18 protein-coding genes and 2 pseudogenes are annotated in these 18,785 nt (G+C 69.5%); 13 read left to right on the top strand and 7 right to left on the bottom strand.

Annotated features, from left to right (window positions below; genetic code table 11):
- Positions 1 to 92: 92 nt before the first annotated feature.
- A complete protein-coding gene (locus ACHMXE_RS28765) occupies positions 93 to 1,463 on the top strand; it encodes an NAD(P)/FAD-dependent oxidoreductase (protein WP_395347604.1) in 1,371 nt (456 codons plus the stop codon).
- Between the two features lie 157 nt (positions 1,464 to 1,620).
- Here ACHMXE_RS28765 and ACHMXE_RS28760 read toward each other — a convergent pair whose 3' ends face one another.
- From ACHMXE_RS28760 to ACHMXE_RS28750, 3 genes and pseudogenes are all read right to left on the bottom strand, one after another.
- Positions 1,621 to 2,562, bottom strand: coding sequence for a ketopantoate reductase family protein (locus ACHMXE_RS28760; protein ID WP_395347603.1), 942 nt, complete (start codon positions 2,560 to 2,562; stop codon positions 1,621 to 1,623).
- 65 nt (positions 2,563 to 2,627) lie between these two features.
- A pseudogene (solA, locus tag ACHMXE_RS28755) lies at positions 2,628 to 3,843 on the bottom strand (N-methyl-L-tryptophan oxidase).
- A gap of 13 nt (positions 3,844 to 3,856) precedes the next feature.
- Positions 3,857 to 4,840, bottom strand: coding sequence for an aliphatic sulfonate ABC transporter substrate-binding protein (locus tag ACHMXE_RS28750; RefSeq protein WP_395347601.1), 984 nt, complete (start codon positions 4,838 to 4,840; stop codon positions 3,857 to 3,859).
- A gap of 197 nt (positions 4,841 to 5,037) precedes the next feature.
- On the opposite strand from ACHMXE_RS28750, the gene ACHMXE_RS28745 reads away from it, so the two are divergent.
- From ACHMXE_RS28745 to ACHMXE_RS28730, 4 genes are read left to right on the top strand one after another with little or no spacing between them, the layout of a single operon-like run.
- Complete coding sequence (locus tag ACHMXE_RS28745; protein ID WP_395347600.1) at positions 5,038 to 5,871, top strand: ABC transporter substrate-binding protein; 834 nt, start codon at positions 5,038 to 5,040, stop codon at positions 5,869 to 5,871.
- 13 nt (positions 5,872 to 5,884) lie between these two features.
- On the top strand, positions 5,885 to 6,586 hold the full coding sequence (locus ACHMXE_RS28740; protein WP_395347598.1) for an amino acid ABC transporter permease: 702 nt from the start codon (positions 5,885 to 5,887) through the stop codon (positions 6,584 to 6,586).
- A complete protein-coding gene (locus ACHMXE_RS28735) occupies positions 6,583 to 7,314 on the top strand; it encodes an amino acid ABC transporter permease (RefSeq protein ID WP_395347596.1) in 732 nt (243 codons plus the stop codon). The genes ACHMXE_RS28740 and ACHMXE_RS28735 overlap by 4 nt, the downstream gene beginning before the upstream one ends.
- 56 nt (positions 7,315 to 7,370) lie before the next feature.
- Positions 7,371 to 7,928 carry an NADPH-dependent FMN reductase gene (locus ACHMXE_RS28730; protein WP_203205848.1) on the top strand — a complete coding sequence of 186 codons (558 nt, stop codon included), beginning with the start codon at positions 7,371 to 7,373 and terminating at the stop codon, positions 7,926 to 7,928.
- 19 nt (positions 7,929 to 7,947) lie between these two features.
- On the opposite strand, the gene ACHMXE_RS28725 is transcribed toward ACHMXE_RS28730, so the two are convergent.
- The 4 genes from ACHMXE_RS28725 to ACHMXE_RS28710 form a co-directional block, all read right to left on the bottom strand.
- On the bottom strand, positions 7,948 to 8,694 hold the full coding sequence (locus ACHMXE_RS28725; RefSeq protein WP_395347595.1) for a hypothetical protein: 747 nt from the start codon (positions 8,692 to 8,694) through the stop codon (positions 7,948 to 7,950).
- Between the two features lie 262 nt (positions 8,695 to 8,956).
- Positions 8,957 to 9,694 carry a hypothetical protein gene (locus tag ACHMXE_RS28720; RefSeq protein WP_395347594.1) on the bottom strand — a complete coding sequence of 246 codons (738 nt, stop codon included), beginning with the start codon at positions 9,692 to 9,694 and terminating at the stop codon, positions 8,957 to 8,959.
- Positions 9,691 to 11,097 carry a hypothetical protein gene (locus ACHMXE_RS28715; RefSeq protein ID WP_395347593.1) on the bottom strand — a complete coding sequence of 469 codons (1,407 nt, stop codon included), beginning with the start codon at positions 11,095 to 11,097 and terminating at the stop codon, positions 9,691 to 9,693. Before ACHMXE_RS28715 ends, ACHMXE_RS28720 begins: the two co-directional genes overlap by 4 nt.
- Before the next feature lie 133 nt (positions 11,098 to 11,230).
- Entirely contained in the window at positions 11,231 to 11,878 is a 648-nt protein-coding gene (locus ACHMXE_RS28710; RefSeq protein WP_057593400.1) for an FMN-dependent NADH-azoreductase, read from the bottom strand.
- Positions 11,879 to 12,013: 135 nt separating this feature from the next.
- On the opposite strand from ACHMXE_RS28710, the gene ACHMXE_RS28705 reads away from it, so the two are divergent.
- From ACHMXE_RS28705 to ACHMXE_RS28670, 8 genes and pseudogenes are all read left to right on the top strand, one after another.
- Positions 12,014 to 12,928, top strand: coding sequence for a LysR family transcriptional regulator (locus tag ACHMXE_RS28705; RefSeq protein WP_395347591.1), 915 nt, complete (start codon positions 12,014 to 12,016; stop codon positions 12,926 to 12,928).
- 128 nt (positions 12,929 to 13,056) lie between these two features.
- Positions 13,057 to 13,698 carry a peroxiredoxin gene (locus tag ACHMXE_RS28700; RefSeq protein WP_093341562.1) on the top strand — a complete coding sequence of 214 codons (642 nt, stop codon included), beginning with the start codon at positions 13,057 to 13,059 and terminating at the stop codon, positions 13,696 to 13,698.
- Positions 13,699 to 13,732: 34 nt separating this feature from the next.
- Positions 13,733 to 14,308, top strand: coding sequence for an RBBP9/YdeN family alpha/beta hydrolase (locus tag ACHMXE_RS28695; protein WP_395347589.1), 576 nt, complete (start codon positions 13,733 to 13,735; stop codon positions 14,306 to 14,308).
- Positions 14,305 to 15,321 carry a sulfate ABC transporter substrate-binding protein gene (locus tag ACHMXE_RS28690; RefSeq protein ID WP_093341565.1) on the top strand — a complete coding sequence of 339 codons (1,017 nt, stop codon included), beginning with the start codon at positions 14,305 to 14,307 and terminating at the stop codon, positions 15,319 to 15,321. The genes ACHMXE_RS28695 and ACHMXE_RS28690 overlap by 4 nt, the downstream gene beginning before the upstream one ends.
- Positions 15,322 to 16,209, top strand: coding sequence for a sulfate ABC transporter permease subunit CysT (gene cysT / locus ACHMXE_RS28685; protein ID WP_093341567.1), 888 nt, complete (start codon positions 15,322 to 15,324; stop codon positions 16,207 to 16,209).
- Between the two features lies 1 nt (position 16,210).
- Positions 16,211 to 17,103 (top strand): annotated as a pseudogene (gene cysW, locus ACHMXE_RS28680) (sulfate ABC transporter permease subunit CysW).
- A gap of 14 nt (positions 17,104 to 17,117) precedes the next feature.
- Positions 17,118 to 18,218 carry a sulfate/molybdate ABC transporter ATP-binding protein gene (locus ACHMXE_RS28675; RefSeq protein WP_057593361.1) on the top strand — a complete coding sequence of 367 codons (1,101 nt, stop codon included), beginning with the start codon at positions 17,118 to 17,120 and terminating at the stop codon, positions 18,216 to 18,218.
- Positions 18,215 to 18,718: a disulfide bond formation protein B gene (locus tag ACHMXE_RS28670; protein WP_203205857.1), complete on the top strand. Its 504-nt coding sequence runs from the start codon at positions 18,215 to 18,217 to the stop codon at positions 18,716 to 18,718. Before ACHMXE_RS28675 ends, ACHMXE_RS28670 begins: the two co-directional genes overlap by 4 nt.
- Positions 18,719 to 18,785: the final 67 nt, after the last annotated feature.

Below are 18,785 nucleotides of genomic sequence, written 5' to 3'. Positions count from 1 at the left end.
CGCCGGGCGGCCGCCGCCGCTTAGCCGACTTTGCGGAGTCCGCGACGCACAGGCTATGCTTTGCGGTCGTCGACAACGCAGCCGCCCCTCGCATGTCCCAGTCTCCCGCCTCCGCCTCCGCCTCCGCTTCCGCCTCCCCGGCCACCGATGAATCCTGCGACGTGCTCGTCGTGGGCGGCGGTCCCGCCGGTTCCACCATCGCCGCGCTGCTCGCCAGGCAAGGCCGCAAGGTGGTGCTGCTCGAGAAGGAGCACCATCCGCGCTTCCACATCGGCGAATCGCTGCTGCCGGGCAACGTCGAGCTGTTCGACAAGCTCGGCGTGCGCGACCAGGTCGAGAAGATCGGCATGCCGAAGTTCGGCATCGAGTTCGTCTCGCCCGACCACGAGCACCGCAGCTACGTCGATTTCGCCGAGGGCTGGGACAAGTCGCTGGACTCGGCCTGGCAGGTGCGCCGCTCCGACCTCGACGAGATCCTGTTCCGCAACGCGGCGGCGCGCGGCGCCGAGGCGCTCGAGGGCTGCAAGGTGCGCGACGTGCGCTTCGACGCCGACGGCGCCACGGTGCGTGCCCAGATGGACGACGGTGAGCGCCGCAGCTGGCGCGCGCGCTTCGTGGTCGATGCGACCGGCCGCGACACCCTGCTGGCCAACCAGTTCCGCTGCAAGCAGAAGAACCCCGAGCACAACAGCACCGCGCTGTTCGGCCATTTCCGCAACGCCAAGCGGCTCGAGGGCCGCAAGGAAGGCAACATCAGCATCTGCTGGTTTCCGCACGGCTGGTTCTGGTTCATCCCGCTGGCCGACGGCACCACCAGCGTGGGCGCGGTCTGCTGGCCCTACTACCTGAAGTCGCGCGAGAAGCCGCTCAAGGACTTCTTCTACGACACCATCGCGCTGTGCCCGGTGCTGGTCGAGCGGCTGAAGGACGCCGAGCTGGTCGACGACGCTGTGCATGCCACCGGCAACTTCTCGTACTCGAGCACCCACGCCACCGGCGACCGCTACCTGATGCTCGGCGACGCCTTCACCTTCATCGACCCGATGTTCTCCTCGGGCGTCTACCTCGCGATGCACAGCGCCTTCGACGGCGCCGAGGCCGTGGCCAAGGCGCTCGACCGCCCGATGGAGTACGCGGGCGCGCGCGCCGACTTCGAGGCCATGATGCGCAAGGGCCCGCGCGAGTACTCGTGGTTCATCTACCGCGTGACCAACCCGACGATCCGCGAGATGTTCATGTACCCGGGCAACCCCTTCCGCGTGAAGGAGGGCCTGATGTCGCTGCTGGCCGGCGACATCTACCGCGGCACGCCGTTCTGGGGCGCGCTGCGCATGTTCAAGGCGCTGTACTACTTCATCTCGGCGATGCACCCGCGCCGCACCTGGGCCGGGTGGAAGCGGCACCGCGACAACATCCGGGACATGGGGATGTTGAAGGGGGAGACGATTCTCAAGTCGGATTGACGGGGCGGGCACGCTCGCTTTTGCCATTCAGCGGGGCGCCCCCGTGAATAGCAAGGTGAATAGATAAATCGCGCGGCTTCACGCGGGTTTTCGCTTGGGAAACCCGGGAAGCTGAATGGATTCGTGAATAGATACTCCGCGCGCGCCGGCCAAAGGCTCAGTTCGCCGCAGCCTGCGCGCGAGCGCGCTGCACCTCGTAGGCCTTGAGGTGCACATAGGCGATGCGCAGCACCGAGGGCACGGCGGGCGCGGGCTGCGTTGCGCGGCTCAGCAGGTCGCCGAGGATGTGGTCGGCCTCGACGGCGCCGCCGCGCGCGAGGTCCTTGTACATCGAGGCTGTGATCGGCGAGCCGGCCGCGGTCATGAAGGCATGGCCGCGCTCGATGGCGCCGGGGCGCACCGCGAAGCCGTTGTGGGCGGCGATGGCGGCGCATTCGTCGAACAGGGCCAGCGCCACGTCCTGGCCGCCGGCGGCGACCACGTCGCCGATGGAGCCGCGCATCAGGCTGGTGAGGCCGGCGATCGAGGCGATGAAGACCCACTTCTCCCACATGTCCTGCAGCACGTTGTCGCTGGCCTTGGCCTCGAAGCCGGCGCCCTCGAACTGCTGCTGGATCGCCTGGATGCGCGGCGGGATGCCGCCGGCGCGGTCGCCGTAGGTGAGGCCGTGCGAATCGTTGAGGTGCAGCACGCGGCCCTCGTCGTCGAGCGTGGCCGAGATCAGGCACAGGCCGCCGAGCACGCGCGCCTCGCCGAAGCGCTCGACCAGGGCGTCGATGTGCTGCATGCCGTTGAGCAGCGGCAGGATCATCGTCTCGGGGCCGACGGCGGGCGCGAACGAGTCCATGGTCGAGGCCAGGTCGTAGGCCTTGCTGCCGACCACGACCACGTCGTAGGGGCCGCCGATGTTCTCGGCCGACACGTGGGGCGGCGAGGGAATGTGCAGGTTGCCCTGCGGGCTCTGGATCACGAGGCCGGTGGCCGCGATCTGCGCCGCGCGCCGCGCGCGCAGCAGGAAAGTGACGTCGCGTCCCGCCGCCAGCAGGCGGCCACCGAAATAACCACCGAGTGCGCCGGCACCCACCACCAGAAATCTCATCGCGCTTGCTCCTGAATCAGACAAAGAACCGGCGGCGATGATGCCGAAGATCGCGCGAGGCTGCTCTACGCCGCGGGCTTCTCCTGCAGCCGCCGGCGGGCAAAGGGCGAGAGGTCGAGCGTGCTCGCGCGCCCCAGCACATGATCGGCGATGGCGTCGCCGAGGCCGGCCGAATGCTTGAAGCCATGGCCCGAGCAGGCCGAGACCACCAGCACGCCGGGCAGGCCGTCGAGCGCATCGATGACGAAGCGGCGGTCGGGCGTCACGGTGTACATGCAGGCGCGGGCCTTGAGGGCGCGGCCCTCGATCTGCGGGAAGCGCCCGGCCACGCGCTCGCGGAACATCGCGGCGCTCTCCTCGGGCCGCACGCTGCGGTCGATGGCGTCGGGCGTGGTGGCTTCCACGTACTGCTCGGTCGCGACCTTGAGCGCGGGCTGCGCGGGGTCGGAGGACGGAAAGCCGTACATGTAGTCCTCGGGGCCGTCGCCGAACATCCAGATGAAGACCGGGAAGCGGCCGGGCGCGAAGTCGGCGGCGGCCGCGCCGGTGTCGAACCAGTGCATGACCTGGCGGTGCACGGAGAAGTCGCGCTGCCAGTCGGCGCGTGCCTGCCGGCCCAGGAACTCGGGCAGCCAGGCACCGGCCGCGACCACGACGCGCCCGGCCTCGAAGCTCGCGCTTTCGGTGCGCACGCGCACGGTGTCGCCGTTCCCCTACGGGCTCGACGGCCAGCACCTTCTCGCCGGTGCGGATCTGCGCGCCCGCGGCGCGCGCCACCGCGAGCTGGGCCTCGATCGCCGCCTCGGGCCGCACGAAGCCGGCCTCGCGCTCGTGGTAGCCGATCTCGTCGCCCTGCAGCTGGAACTGCGGGAAGCGCGCGCGGATGCCGGCCGCGTCGAGCACCTCGTGCGCGATGCCGAAGCGCTCGGCGCAGGCGATGGTGCGGCGCACGAAGTCGGGCTTGCCGTGGTGCTCGGCCACGCGGCCCTGCGGTGCCAGCACCAGGCCGCCGGTGGTGGTCATCAGCGAGCGGCCGGTGCGCGCCTCGAGTTCGCGCCAGATGGCGTGCGAGCGCTGCACGAAGGGCACGCACTCGTCGCCTTCGCCGATCGCGAGCCGCGTGATGCGCGAATCGCCGTGCGAGGAGCCGAGCTCGTGCGGCGGCGCGAACTGGTCGATGCCGAGCACGCGCGCGCCGCGTTGCGAGAGCTGGTGGAGCGTGGCGGCGCCGAGTGCGCCGAGGCCGATGACGATGACGTCGTGGTGGAAGCTGGAAGTCAAGAGGGCAGCGGTGTCAGACGAGGTTCAGGTCCAGGAAGGCGTCCTTCACCTCGATCGGTTTGGGAATGAGCTTGAGCTGCGCGAACACGTCGGCCAGGCCCTGCTGTTCGCGTGCGATGGCCGGCGTGAGCGCGACCACGCCATATTGACGCCGTTCGGTCGCCAGCGCCAGCACCTTGGGCTCGACCTTGAGCTGCGGCGCCAGGGTGGCCACCACCTCGGCCGGATGGGCCTGGGCCCAGTCGTTGGCCTTGCGCAGCTCGGCGAACACGGTGCGCAGCAGATCGGCATTGGCGCGCGCGAACTCGGGCTGCGCGAAGTGGTAGGTGCGGTTGCCGCTGAGGCCGGTGCCGTCGAACAGCAGGCGCGATTCGGTGGCCTGCTGCGCACCGGCCAGGAACGGGTCCCACAGGCCGATGGCCGCCACGCTGCCCGACTGGTAGGCGGCCACGGTGTCGGAGGCGGTGACGATGTAGACCGGCTCGATGTCCTCGTAGCGCAGGCCCGCGGCCTCGAGCGCGCGGATCAGCACGTACTGCGTGTTGTAGCCGCGGCCCGTGACCACCTTCTTGCCCTTGAGGTCGCGCACGGAGCGGATCGGCGAGTCGCGCGGCACCAGGAAGCCGACGCCGCCGGGGTAGGGGCTCTCGGCCGCGAGATAGACCAGGCCCTTGCCGCTGGCCTGCTGGAACACGCCGATGCCGTCGGAGGCATGGCCGAAGTCGATGGCGCCGGCGGCCAGCGCCTCCGACAGCTGTGCACCGCCGAGGAACTCGGCCCATTCCACCTTCACGCCCGCGCTCGCGAGCGCCTGCTCGAGCCGGCCCGTGCCCTTGAGGATGTTGAGCGTGTTGAACTTCTGATAGCCGATGCGCAGGGTCTTGGCACGGGTCTGCGCGAACAGCGGCGTGGCGGCCGCGGCGATGGCGGCACCGGCGCCGGCGCGAAGCACGAGGCGCCGCGAGAGAGCGGAGGAGGAGAAACGGGGAGTGTTCATGGCGATGCCGCGCGCGGCGCGGTGGGAGAAGTGAGCGGGAAGGCCGGCGACTCTAGGGGCCGCGCGCGCATCGCGCGACGAAGCTTTTCGCATGAGCTCATGCGCAACTCCGCGGGGCATATGCAAGCGGAAATTGCTTCGTTGGAAGGGACGCGCGCGCTGCCTAGAGTCGCGGCTTTTCATTCCGAAGAGCAGGCATGACCCGCAGCACATTCATTCTCTCGAGCCTGGCACTGGCCATCGGCTCCTTCACCCTGGCCAGCGCCGCCTGGGCCGACCGGCTCGACGACGTGAGGAAGGCCGGCGTCCTGCGCGTGGCCGCCTTCGACGGCAATCCCCCGTTCGGCTACATCGACCCGGCCAGCAAGAAGCAGGTGGGCCACGACATCGACCTCGCGACCGAGTTCGCGAAAAGCCTGGGCGTGAAGATCGAGCTGGTGCCGACCAACCCCGCCAACCGCATCCCGCTGCTGACCTCGGGCAAGGCCGACGTGGTGTTCGCGAGCTTCACCATCACCGACGAGCGCGCCAAGGCGGTGGACTTCACCACGCCGTACTTCCTGGTCGGCCAGCAATTCCTTGCGAAGAAGGGCCTGCTGAAGGACGTGGCGCAGATCAACGAGATCCGCATCGGCACCGAGAAGGGCACGACGATGGAATCGAACCTGCGCAAGAACTACCCCGAGGCCAAGGTCGTGCTCTACGACGATTCGCCGTTCGCGCTGGCCGCGCTGCGCAACGGCAATGTGCAGGCCATCACTAACGACGGCGTGAAGCTCACGGCGCAGTGGAACGCGCTGCCCGACAAGGAGAAGTACGAGATCCCGGCGATCACGGTCTCGAAGGAGTACCTGGGCGCGGCCGTGCCGAAGGGCGAAACGCGGCTGCTCGAGGCGCTCAACACTTGGCTGGCCGAGAGCGAGAAGAACGGCCGCGCGCTGGCGATCTACGACACCTGGTTCGGCCCGAACAGCAAGGCGCCGCTGCCGCGCCTGCTGAAGATCGGCGACCAGCGCGTGGCCTCGCGCTGAAGGCGCCACGGCCTTGATCGATCTCCTGCGCGAGCAGCTGCTCGCGCCGCGCTACCTGGGCTGGCTGCTCGACGGCTGGCTGACGACGATGTGGAGTTCGCTGCTGGTGGTGGCCGGGGCCACGGTGCTGGGCGTGGCGGTCGCGGCCGGCCGTTCCTCGGACCGGCCCGCGCTGCGGCGCGCCACCGCGGCCTATGTCTCGCTGTTCCGCAACACGCCGCTGTTGGTGCAGCTCTTCTTCTGGTACTTCGGCGCGCCCTCGGTGCTGCCCGAGGCCGCGCGCGAATGGCTCTACGCGGGCCACGTGCTGTCGTTCGAGCTGCTGTCGGCGCTCGTCGGGCTCACGCTCTACGCGGCCGCCTACGTGGGCGAGGACATCCGCTCGGGCATCCGCGGCGTGCCCGTGGGCCAGACGCTGGCCGCGTCGGCACTGGGCTTCACGCGCGCCCAGGTACTGGCGCAGGTAGTGCTGCCGCAGGCGCTGCGCATCGCGCTGCCGCCGCTCCTGGGCCAGTACATGAACATCGTCAAGAACACCTCGCTCGCGATGGCGGTCGGGCTGGTCGAGCTGTCCTATGCCTCGCGGCAAGTCGAGGCCGAGACCTTCAAGACCTTCCAGGCCTTCGGCATCGCGACCTTGCTCTACATCGCGACCATCGGCGCGATCGAGCTGCTGGCGGCCTGGGCCGCGCGGCGGCAGGCGAGGGCGGCATGACGGTGTTCGAGACGCTGTGGGACAGCCTGCCGTACCTGCTGTGGGGCGCGTTTCCGCAGGGGCCGTTGGGCGGCGCCGCGCTCACGCTGCTGCTGAGCGCCGGCTCGGCGGTGGCCTCGGCGCTGCTGGGGCTGGCCGGGGGCATCGGGCTCGTCACGGCGCGCGGCGGCCTCAAGGCGCTGCTCGTGCTGGTGCTGGGCTTTCTGCGTGCGATCCCGGTGCTGATGCTGATCTTCTGGACCTACTTCCTGCTGCCCTTCGCCTTCGGCGTCAGCGTGCCGGGCGTGCTGTCGGTGATGTGCGCGCTGTCGCTGGTGGGCGGCGCCTACCTCGCGCATGCGGTGCACGCGGGCATCCGCGGCGTGGGGGCCGGGCAATGGGCGGCGGGGCTGTCGCTCGGGCTCACGCGCTGGGGCACCTTGCGCGTCATCGTGCTGCCGCAGGCGCTGCGCATGATGCTGCCCTCGTTCGTCAACCAGTGGGTCACGCTGGTGAAGGACAGCTCGCTGGCCTACATCGTCGGCGTGGGCGAGCTGTCGTTCGTGGCCGCGCAGGTGAATGCGCGCACCATGGTCTATCCGGCCGAGATCTTCATGCTGGTGGGCGCGATCTACTGGCTGCTGTGCAGCGGGCTCGACCGGCTGGCGAACGCCTGGCTGCGGCGGGCGCGCACCGAGGGCGCCGAGGCCAAGAACTTTTCCGGAAAAGGTCTTGAACGCTTCGCATAATCGCCAGCGTCATTCGACACCCTCACTACGACTCTCTCATTCAAGGAGCTTCACCCATGGCCCAGACCCGGATCGCCGTCATCGTCGGCAGCCTGCGCAAGGACTCGTTCAACCAGAAACTGGCGCTCGCGCTGGCCAAGCTGGCGCCCGAGGACTTCACCTTCGAGCACGTGCGCATCGACGACCTGCCGCTGTACAACCAGGACGAGGACGGCAACCAGGCCGCGTCGGTCAAGCGCCTGAAGACCGAGATCGCGGCGGCCGACGGCCTGCTGTTCGTCACGCCCGAATACAACCGCTCGGTGCCCGGCGTGCTGAAGAACGCGATCGACCATGCCTCGCGCCCCTACGGCCAGAGCGCCTGGGCCGGCAAGCCGGCCGGCGTGGTCGGCATCTCGGTCGGCGCCATCGGCACCGCGCTGGCGCAGCAACACCTGCGCAACGTGCTGGCCTACCTCGACGTGCCCACGCTCGGCGCGCCCGAGGTGTTCCTGCAGAACAAGGACGACCTGTTCGACGACAAGGGCCACATCGGCAACGAAGCCTCGAAGAAGTTCCTGCAGGGCTGGATGGACAAGTACGTGGGCTGGATCAAGAGCCACAAGGCGGCCTGAGCACGGTCCGCACGCAGGTTCAATAGAGGATCACCAGCACGGTCTCGCCGCCGAAGGCCTCGTCGCGGGCCACGGCGGCCGTGACCGGCCGGGTGGCGACCTTGCCCGCCTTGCCGTCCTTGTCGATCCTCGGCGGCAGGGGCGCGTTCAACTGCACGTAGCGCACCTGCGCCGGCGCGGCAGCGAACTCGGCCACCGCGCGCAGCGAGGTCGCGCCGGGCGGCGGCGCCACCGCCTGCATCTGCTGGTTCACGCGCTGCGAGAGTTCCTGCAGCGCCTTGAGGTCGCCGCGTGCCGCCGCGGCCTGCAATTCCTGCTTGATCGAATCCATCGATTTCATCGCCGCCTCCTGCTGCTTGCGGCCGGGCACCTGCGAGCCGTCGAAGGTCTTCTGGCCCTTGGCCACCAGCTGCAGCACCTGCTCGGGCGACAGTCGCGTGGTGAAGACCACGCGGCCCTCGCGCGCGTCGCTCGCGAACGGGCGCCAGCGCAGCGTGGCCGCATCCTTCGCGCCGACGGCGCTGGCCAGGCCCAGCCGCGTGGCATCGGGCTGCTCGTCGGGCACCAGCGCGCCGAAGCCGTTGCGCTGGCCGGCGCGCATCCACGGTCCCAGGCCCTTGCGGAAGCGGTCGTCCTGCACCTCGAGCATCTGGCGCGCGATCGCCCGCACACCGGGCGCGGTGTGGTCGAGCGCGGCCAGCACCGCCTCGCGGTCCTCGGGCGAGCCGATCTTGCCGAGCCTGCGCAAGCCCATCTCGGCCAGCATGGGGGAAGCGGGCGCGCGCGGCGCTGCGCAGCACCTCGCGGTCGATCTCGCCGCGCGACTGCAGCGCCTGCAGTTCGCCGTAGAGCGACAGTTCGAGTTCGGCGCGCAGGCCGGGGCAGGCGGCGTTCCAGCGGCCATCGACGCACTGGGCCTCGAAGCGCGGCAGCACCTGCTCGGGCGGGATCTCGGTGCGCGGGCCGCCGATCAGCAGCGCGGCGCTCAGCAACAGGGCTTCGTTCATGGCGATGACTCCGGAGGGGGCTCACTGCGTGGCGCGGCGCATCGCGCTGCCCTTGGCCTTCACGTTCTTCGTCAGCGTGACGATCTCCTCGGGCGTCGGCACCACCATGCTGTTGTCGGGCTTGCGCACGTTGGTCGAGCCGGCCCACTGGCATTTGCGCGCCAGCGCGGCGATATGGTCGCGCAGCACGCGCACGCCGGCGTCGTAGGCCTTGGCGTCGCTCTGCACGAACCATTCGACCGACTCGACCGACTTGTCGCCGGCCTTGTAGGCGGCCGTGCAGGCCTTGATGTGCGTGTTCTCGTGCTCGATGGTGAATTCGGCCAGCGGTTTGCACAGCTTCTGCCGGATCTGCTGCTCGGTCACCGGTCGCGTGGTCGGCGACTGGCCCGGGCGCGGAACGTACTCCACCAGCTGGCAGCTGCCGCCGCTGATCACCGTGCCGAATGACGGCGCCGCGGCCCCGGCCGTGCCGGCGTCGCTGGCCGGCGGCGCGAGCACGCCGTACAGGTTGCCTTGCATGGCCGCGGTGAGCGCGCTGGTGGCCTGTGTCTGCATCGCATCGATGCTCAGGGGGTAGTAGGCCTGGGAGATCCAGGTCTGGAACTTGGCGCGCAGGAACTCCTGCTCGAGCATTTCGCGGTACAGCCGCGGCAGGTCCTGGCAGCGGTCGCAATCGGGCGCGGCCTGTGCGGCGGCGCAGCCGAGCGCGAGCGCCAGCGCGGCCAGCGCGCGCGAGGGGCGTGGAGGCAGCTTCACGGTGAGGGGCTCCTGGAAGGGACGTTCGGGGACGGCGCCTCGTCGGCCGCCAGCGAGATCGCGAGCGCCAGCGCCTGGGTGCGCGGTGCGTCGGCATCGAGCGCAAGGGCCATGTCGATGCTTCGGCGTGCCTCGGCATCGCGGCCCGCGGCGGATTCGGCCAGCGCGCGGTTGTGCCAGGCGCGGGCCGACTGCGGCGCGCGTTCGGTGGCCTCGCGCCAGAGCGCGGCCGGGTCGGCCCAGGTGGCGGCGCGCCAGGCGCAGGTGGCCGCGAGTGCCGCCAGCAGGACCAGGCCCGGAACTGCGCGACCGGGTCGGCGCAGCCAGGTCGCGAGCACGGCGCCCAGCGCCAGTGCGGGACCGATCCACGCGGGGTACAGCGGCTTTTCCACGACCCAGTCGAGCCGCGCGATCAGCGTGTGGGTCGGCGCGAGCATGGCCAGTGGCCACAGCAGTCCGAGCGTCGCCAGCGGCCAGCGCCGGCGCAGCGCGAGCGCGGCGAGCAGCAGACCTACGAGCGCGAGCGCGCCCGGCAGCATCGCATCAGCGCTCGGCGCCGGATGCTCGACCGACAGCGCCCAGGGCCGCAGCCACAGCGCCAGCGACAGCGGCAGTGCGGCGGCATGTCGGGCCAGGGCCTCGAGCGGATCGGCCAGCGCGAGCGAGTAGCCGGCCAGTTCGCGCAGCCGGGGGCCGAAGGTCCAGAGCAGCGCGGCACCGGCGAGCGCGGCGAATGCGGGCCCGGTCATGCGCCGCACGATGCGGCCGGCCGTGGCGCTGGGTCGGGTGGACTCCCACACCATCAGCATCAGCGGATAGATCAGCGCCACTTCCTTGGCCGACACCGCGAGCGCGAAGGCGACGAGCGACAGCGCCTCGAAGACGGCGCGGCGCGCGCGGACCAGGCCCTCGCGCCACGCATGTTCATGGGCCAGCAGCGCCAGCACCAGCCCCAGCGTCATCAGCCCGGTGGAGCGCCCGCTCGCGAAGCTCACCACCGCCGCGTGCGCGGGCTGCAGCGCGAACAGCGCGGCGGCCAGGAAGGCCGCCAGCGGATCGGCCAGCCGGCCGAGGGCCAGCCGCCACACGGCGAGCACGGTGGCCGCGTGCAGCGCGAGGTTGGTCGCGAGGAAGCCGGTGCCGTCGAAGCCCCACAGCGCATGGTCGGCGACGTAGCTCAACCGAAGCAGCGGCCGGAAGCCGTTGGCCAGCCGCTCGCGCAGGGCTTCGCCGCCGGCCGTGGCCGGATCGAGCACGATGTTGGACAGGTCGTCGTACTGGAAGCCGCCGGCCAGACCCGCGGCCCAGGCGGCGAGACAGAGCGCGAGCAGCGCGACCGCCGCCATGGGCTCGGTCGCGGGAAGAAGAGGGATGCGGGAAGCCGGAAGGCGGGCTGCGGGCATGCGGCGATTCTGTCGAGCGCGCCATGCGCCAGCCATTGGCCGAAGCGTCTATGTCAGCCGGGATGTCGCCCACGAAAAAGCCGGCACGTCGGCCGGCTCGTCGTTCGGAAGCGCCGCGAACGGCGCGCCGTCATCAGGCCGCGAGGGCCGCGACGCTCTGGTTGGCGGCTTCGGCAGTCGCCGTGCCGATGTCGCCGCGGGCCGAGGCCAGCGCGGCGTTCTTGACCGCGTCGCCCATGCCGAGTCCTTCGGCGCGCACGAAGCGCACGTCGGTGATGCCGAAGAAACCGAAGATCACCTTCAGGTAACTCTCCTGGTGCTCGGTGGCCTGGCCGCCTTCGGTGGTCGAGTAGATGCCGCCGCGGCTCGAGGCCACGATCACGGTCTTGCCGCCGGCCAGGCCGACCGGGCCCTTGTCGGTGTACTTGAAGGTGCGGCCGGCCTGCGCGAGGCGGTCGATCCAGGCCTTGAGCTGGCTCGGGATGGTGAAGTTGTAGAGCGGGGCGCCCACGACCACCACGTCGGCGGCGAGGAACTGGCTCACCAGCTTCTCGGACAGCGCGTTCTCGCGCTGCTGGGCTTCGGTCGGCTGGGCCTGCACGCCGGTCTTGATGCCGAGCGCGTCGGCGCTGAAGTGGGAGGGGGTGTCGACCGCCAGGTCGAGGTACTCGACCGTGGTGTCGGGATGGGCGGCGCGCCAGGCGGCCACGGTTTCGGCCGTCAGCAGGCGCGAGGTGGAGTTGCCGCTGAGGATGCTGGAGTCGATGTGGAGCAGCTTCATGGTGTTGATCGCTTTCTTTCTTTCGATGTCGGCGCTCAAAAGTGGCCGGCGTGGTCAGAATTCTATTTTTGGTGCGAGTGGGTGATAAGTAGGTAAAAATAAGCCACATCGTTTCAAAAACAGGACAGTAAAGCCATGCAGGACCTCAACGACATGGTGTTCTTCGCCGAAGTGGCCGAGCGCGGGGGCTTCGCGGCCGCGAGCCGGGCGCTGGGCATTCCGAAGTCGCGGCTGTCGCGGCGCGTGGCCGAGCTCGAGGAGCAACTGGGCGTGCAGCTGATGCAGCGCAGCACGCGGCGGCTGTCGCTCACGCCGGCCGGCGAGATCTACCTGCGCCACGCGGCCTCGGTGCGCGACGCGGCGCGCGCGGCCTCCGAGGCGGTGGCCCAGGTGCAGACCGAGCCCAGCGGGCTGGTGCGGCTCAGCTGCCCGGTCACGATCTCGCACAGCGGGCTGGCGCAGGTGCTGCCGACCTTCCTCGAGCGCTATCCGGCGGTGCGCATCGACATGCGGGTGATCAACCGGCCGGTCGACCTGATCGAGGAGGGCATCGACATCGCGCTGCGCGTGCGGCCCCAGATCGAGGACAGCGCAACCCTTGTCGCCCGCACTTTCGGCACCAGCCGCGGCGTGCTGGTAGCCACGCCCGAGCTCATGCGGCGGCTCGGCCCGATCGAGGGGCCGGACGACCTCGTGAAGCTGCCGACCGCGGCGATGTCGGTCAACGGAGAGGGGCGCAGCGAATGGCGGCTCGAGGGCCCCAAGGGCCGGATCCATGTGCATTCCCATACGCCGCGCTACGTGGCCGACGACCTCGCCACCCTGCAGTACGCGGTGCTCGGCGGCGTGGGCGCGACGCTGTTGCCCGACTACATGTGCCGCGCCGATCTCAACGAGGGCCGGCTGACCCGGGTGCTGTGCGACTGGGGGCCGGCGCCGGTGGTCGCGCACATGGTGTTTCCGGCGCGGCGCGCGCTGGTGCCGGCGGTGCGACGGCTGATCGATTTCCTGGTCGAGCACCTCGAGCACGGGGCGCACCGCATGTTCTGACGCCGATTTCGAGGCGCGGAATCGCCTCGTTATGCAAAAAACGTCATAACCAAACAATCAGATATTCGTTTGGCATCCTTGGCGGGGTTCGGACAATCCAGGTCTTCCATTCCATCCAAGGAACGACCATGGCAACCCTCCGTCTCGGCGACAGCGCCCCCGATTTCACCCAGGATTCCAGCGAAGGCCCGATCAAATTCCATGAATGGGCCGGCGATTCGTGGGTCGTGTTCTTCTCGCACCCGGCCGACTTCACGCCCGTGTGCACCACCGAACTCGGCAAGACGGCGGCCCTGTCGGGCGAATTCCAGAAGCGCGGCGTGAAGCCGATCGCGCTGAGCGTGGACCCCGCCGACAAGCACAAGGAATGGATCGGCGACATCAACGACACGCAGAACACCACGGTCAACTTCCCGATCGTGGCGGACGCCGACCGCAAGGTGTCGGACCTGTACGACCTGATCCACCCGAACGCCTCGGCCACGGCCACGGTGCGCAGCGTGTTCATCATCGATCCGAAGAAGACGATCCGCACCATCATCACCTACCCGGCCTCGACCGGCCGCAACTTCGACGAGATCCTGCGCGTCATCGACTCGCTGCAGCTCACCGACAGCCACAAGGTGGCGACGCCCGTGAACTGGAAGGACGGCGACGACGTGGTCATCATCCCGAGCCTGCAGGACCCGGCCGAGATCGCCCAGCGCTTCCCCAAGGGCTACAAGGCGGTGCGTCCCTACCTGCGCCTGACGCCGCAGCCGAACAAGTAAGCCGGCGGCATCGGCCCAGGCCCACCACCTTCGCATGCAGACCCGCATCGTCATCGTCCCCGGCTGGCGCGACTCCGGCCCCGGCCACTGGCAGAGCCTGTGGCAGGAGCGCATTCCGGGCGCCGCGCGCGTGCAGCAGGACGACTGGGCCTCGCCGCGGCGCGAGGCCTGGGTGTCGACGCTGGCGCGGCTGGTGCTCGAATCGCCGGGGCCGGTGGTGATCGCGGCGCACAGCCTGGGCTGCATCGCCACGGCGCACCTGCCGGCGGAGGCCGCGGCCCGGATCCAGGGCGCGCTGCTGGTGGCGCCGGCCGATCCGGAGCGCCGTGCCGTGCTGTCGGACTTCGCGCCCGTGCCCTACGCGGCGCTGCCGTACCGCAGCATCGTGGTGGCCAGCAGCAACGACCCGTACTGCCCGATCCGCCTGGCCGGCGCATACTCGCGCGCCTGGGGCAGCGAGTTCGTTCGCATGCAGAATGCGGGCCACATCAACGTCGACTCGGGGCACGGGGAATGGCCGCTCGGCCTGGCCCTGCTCCAGTCGCTGACCGACGAGCCCGCCCCCTGGGCGGCGGGCCGTGATTTTTCAGAAACCTTGGCAACCACATGACTTCCAGAATCAAGACCTTCGCCGCCGTGCTCGCGCTGGCGTCCTCCGCACTCGTCGGCAGCAGCGCCCTGGCCCAGGGCACCGGCCTGCTGAACGCCTCGTACGACGTGGCGCGCGAGTTCTACAAGGACTACAACGCGGCCTTCACGGCGCACTACAAGAAGGCCACCGGCAAGGACGTCAAGATCGACCAGTCGCACGGCGGCTCGAGCGCCCAGGCGCGCGCGGTGGCCGACGGCCTCGATGCCGACGTGGTGACCATGAACACCTCGACCGACATCGACTTCCTGGCCAACGCCGGCGTGGTCGCCAAGGACTGGACCAAGAAATTCCCCGAGAACGCATCGCCGACCACCTCGACCATGCTGTTCCTGGTGCGCAACGGCAATCCCAAGGGCATCAAGGACTGGGACGACCTGGTCAAGCCCGGCGTGCAGGTCGTGATCGTCAACCCCAAGACCGGCGGCAACGGCCGCTACGCGTACCTGGCGGCCTGGGGCTACGTCAAGAAGAAGGGCGGCACCGACGCCCAGGCGGCCGAGTTCGTCGGCAAGCTGTTCAAGAACACGCCGGTGCTGGCGCGCGGCGGCCGCGATGCCACCACCGCCTTCCTGCAACGCAACATCGGCGACGCGCTGATCACCTTCGAATCCGAAGTGGTCTCGATCGACCGCGAATTCGGCACCGGCAAGGTCGACTCGGTCTACCCTTCGATCAGCATCGTGGCCGAGAACCCGGTGGCCGTGGTCGAGCGCACCGTCGCCAAGAAGGGCACCGGCGAACTCGCCAAGGCCTACCTCGACTGGCTCTATTCCGAAGAAGCGCAGGAAATCGCCGCCAAGCACGCACTGCGCCCGCGTTCGCAGACCGTGCTCAAGAAGTACGCCGCGACCTTCAAGCCGCTGCAGCTGTTCACGGTGCAGGAGTTGTTCGGCAGCCTCGGCGAAGCGCAGAAGGTGCACTTCAACGACGGCGGCCAGTTCGACAAGCTCTACACGCCCGGCGCCCGGTAAATGAGCGGGGCAACCTCCTCGGCGCTGTCCTCACCGGCAGCGCCGTTTTCGCGTGCGGTCGGCGGCGGTGGCGCCAAGCGCGTGCTGCCTGGCTTCTCGATGACGCTGGGCTTCGCGGTCTTCTATCTCTGCCTGATCGTGCTGATCCCGCTGTCGGCGCTGGTCTTCAAGACCTTCACGCTGAACTGGGACCAGTTCTGGGTCGCCGTGACCGCGCCGCGCGTGCTGGCCTCGTACCGGCTGACCTTCGGCGCCTCGCTGCTCGCGGCGCTGGTGAACCTGGTGTTCGGGCTGCTCGTGGCCTGGGTGCTGGTGCGCTACAAGTTCCCGGGCAAGCGCATCGTCGATGCGCTGGTCGACCTGCCGTTCGCGCTGCCCACGGCCGTGGCCGGCATCTCGCTGACCGCGCTGCTGGCCGGCAACGGCTGGGTCGGGCAGTACCTCGAGCCGCACGGCATCAAGCTCGCGTTCACGCCCGCGGGCGTGGTGATCGCGCTGATCTTCATCGGGCTGCCCTTCGTGGTGCGCACGGTGCAGCCGGTGCTCGAAGACGCCGAGAAGGAACTCGAGGAAGCCGCCACCTCGCTGGGCGCGACGCGGCTGCAGACCTTCACCAAGGTGATCTTCCCCTCGATCGCGCCGGCGCTGCTCACGGGCTTCGCCATGGCCTTCGCGCGCGCGATCGGCGAGTACGGCTCGGTGATCTTCATCGCCGGCAACATGCCGATGATCTCGGAGATCACGCCGCTGATCATCATCGGCAAGCTCGAGCAGTACGACTACGCGGGCGCCACGGCGGTCGCGCTGGTGATGCTGGTGATTTCGTTCCTGCTGCTGCTGGTCATCAACGGCCTGCAGGCATGGCAGCGTCGCCGGGCAGGGGGTTGAGATGAGCGCACCGTCCAAAGTCATTCGCCGCACCCAGGCCGGCACCACCGAGGCCGCCTGGGTCCGCTGGCTGCTGATCGGCCTCGCGCTGGTCTTCATGTTCCTGTTCCTCGTGCTGCCGCTGGCGGCCGTGGCGACCGAGGCGCTGCGCAAGGGCCTCGACGCCTACCTCGAGGCGCTGAAGGAACCCGATGCCTGGAGCGCGATCCGCCTGACGCTGATCACGGCCGCCATCGCGGTGCCGCTGAACCTGGTGTTCGGCGTGGCCGCGGCCTGGGCCATCGCCAAGTTCGAGTTCCGCGGCAAGGCCTTCCTCACCACGCTGATCGACCTGCCGTTCGCGGTGTCGCCGGTGGTGGCGGGCCTGATCTACGTGCTGGTGTTCGGCGCCCAGGGCTGGTTCGGCCCGTGGCTGGCCGCGCACGACATCAAGATCATCTTCGCCGTGCCCGGCATCGTACTGGCCACCGTGTTCGTGACCTTCCCGTTCATCGCGCGCGAGCTGATCCCGCTGATGCAGGCGCAGGGCACCGACGAGGAACAGGCCGCGATCGTGCTCGGCGCGAACGGCTGGCAGACCTTCTGGCGCGTGACCCTGCCCAACATCAAGTGGGGCCTGCTGTACGGGGTGATCCTGTGCAATGCGCGCGCCATGGGCGAGTTCGGCGCGGTGTCGGTGGTATCGGCCACATCCGCGGCCAGACCAACACCATGCCGCTGCACGTGGAAGTGCTCTACAACGAATACCAGTCGGTGGCCGCCTTCGCGGTGGCCTCGCTGCTGGCGATCCTGGCGCTGGTGACGCTGGTGATCAAGTCGGTGATCGAATGGCGCCACGAGCGCGAGATGAAGGCGATCGCCGAGCTGCCGCCGGAGCGGCCGACGGCGGCCTAGGAAGAAAGAATTTCATGAGCATCGAAATCCGCAACATCAGCAAGCAGTTCGGCACCTTCCGGGCCTTGAACGACGTCAACCTGAACGTCGAGTCGGGCGAACTCGTCGCGCTGCTCGGCCCCTCGGGCTGCGGCAAGACCACGCTGCTGCGCATCATCGCCGGGCTGGAAACGGCCGACGCCGGCAGCATCCTGTTCTCGGGCGAGGACACCACCGACGTGCACGTGCGCGAGCGCCAGGTCGGCTTCGTGTTCCAGCACTACGCGCTGTTCCGCCACATGACCGTGTTCGAGAACGTGGCCTTCGGCCTGCGCGTGAAGCCGCGCAAGGAGCGCCCGAGCGAGGCCCAGATCAAGTCCAAGGTGACCGAACTGCTCAAGCTCGTGCAGCTCGACTGGCTGGCCGACCGCTATCCGCCGCAGCTCTCGGGCGGCCAGCGCCAGCGCATCGCGCTGGCCCGCGCGCTCGCGGTCGAGCCCAAGGTGCTGCTGCTCGACGAGCCCTTCGGCGCGCTCGATGCCAAGGTGCGCAAGGAACTGCGCCGCTGGCTGCGCCGGCTGCACGACGAGCTGCACGTCACCTCGATCTTCGTCACCCACGACCAGGAAGAGGCGCTCGAAGTGGCCGACCGCGTGGTGGTCATCAACAAGGGCCACATCGAGCAGGTCGGCTCGCCGCAGGAGGTCTGGGACCAGCCCGCGAGCCCCTTCGTCTACGGCTTCCTCGGCGACGTCAACCTGTTCCACGGCCGCGCCGACAACGGCTCGGTGCAGCTGGGCGATCTGCGCCTCGATTCGCCCGAGCACAGCGGCGCGCGCGACGCCAAGGCGCTGGCCTACGTCCGTCCGCATGACCTGGATGTGACACGCCACGTGCCGGGCGCGACGAGCGGCATCGTCGCGACGCTGGCGCGCGCGATCGTCGTCGGTCCGATCGCGCGGCTGGAACTTGAACCCGTCGACACGAATCCAGACAATCCGGGCTCCGGAACCATCATCGAGGCGCAACTCCCTGCGCAACAGTTCCGTGACCTGGGCTTGAAGGAGGGCGACACCGTCGTCGCCACGCCACGCAAGGCCAGGGTGTTCGTAGAAGAGGATTGGGTGTCTCCTTGATCGATTGGTACTTCGGCGCGCCGCGCCGCGCTTACGGCCTGATCTGCCTGGCCTGTGTGCTCATGCTGGCCTTCGGGCTCTACCTGCAGCACGTGGTGGGGCTCGAGCCCTGTCCGATGTGCATCGTCCAGCGCTACGCGCTGGTGCTGGTGGCGCTGTTCACCGGGCTGGCCGGGGCTTTCCGCGGCCGCGCGCTGCAGGTCGGCGGCGGCTTCCTGGCGCTGCTGGCCTCGATCGGCGGGGCCTACACGGCCGCTTCGCAGAGCTGGCTGCAGTGGTATCCGCCCGAGGTGGTGTCGTGCGGCCGCGACCTCTACGGCATGATCGAGACCTTCCCGCTCAAGCGGGCGCTGCCGATGATCTTCCGCGGCGGCGGCGACTGTTCCAAGATCGACTGGACGCTGTTCGGCCTCACGCTCGCGAACTGGTCCTTCATCGCCTTCACGGTGCTGACGGTCCTGCTGCTGGTGCTGCTGTTGCGCCGGCGTCCGGCACGCTGAGCGCGGCTTTCGCCGCATCGGCCTTCGAAGGCGGACCGCGGGTCCGCCTTTCGTCTTTGCGGCGCCC

Source organism: Variovorax sp. UC122_21, assembly GCF_044056785.1.
Lineage (GTDB): Bacteria > Pseudomonadota > Gammaproteobacteria > Burkholderiales > Burkholderiaceae_C > Variovorax.
This window is presented reverse-complemented; position numbering and strand designations above follow the sequence as displayed.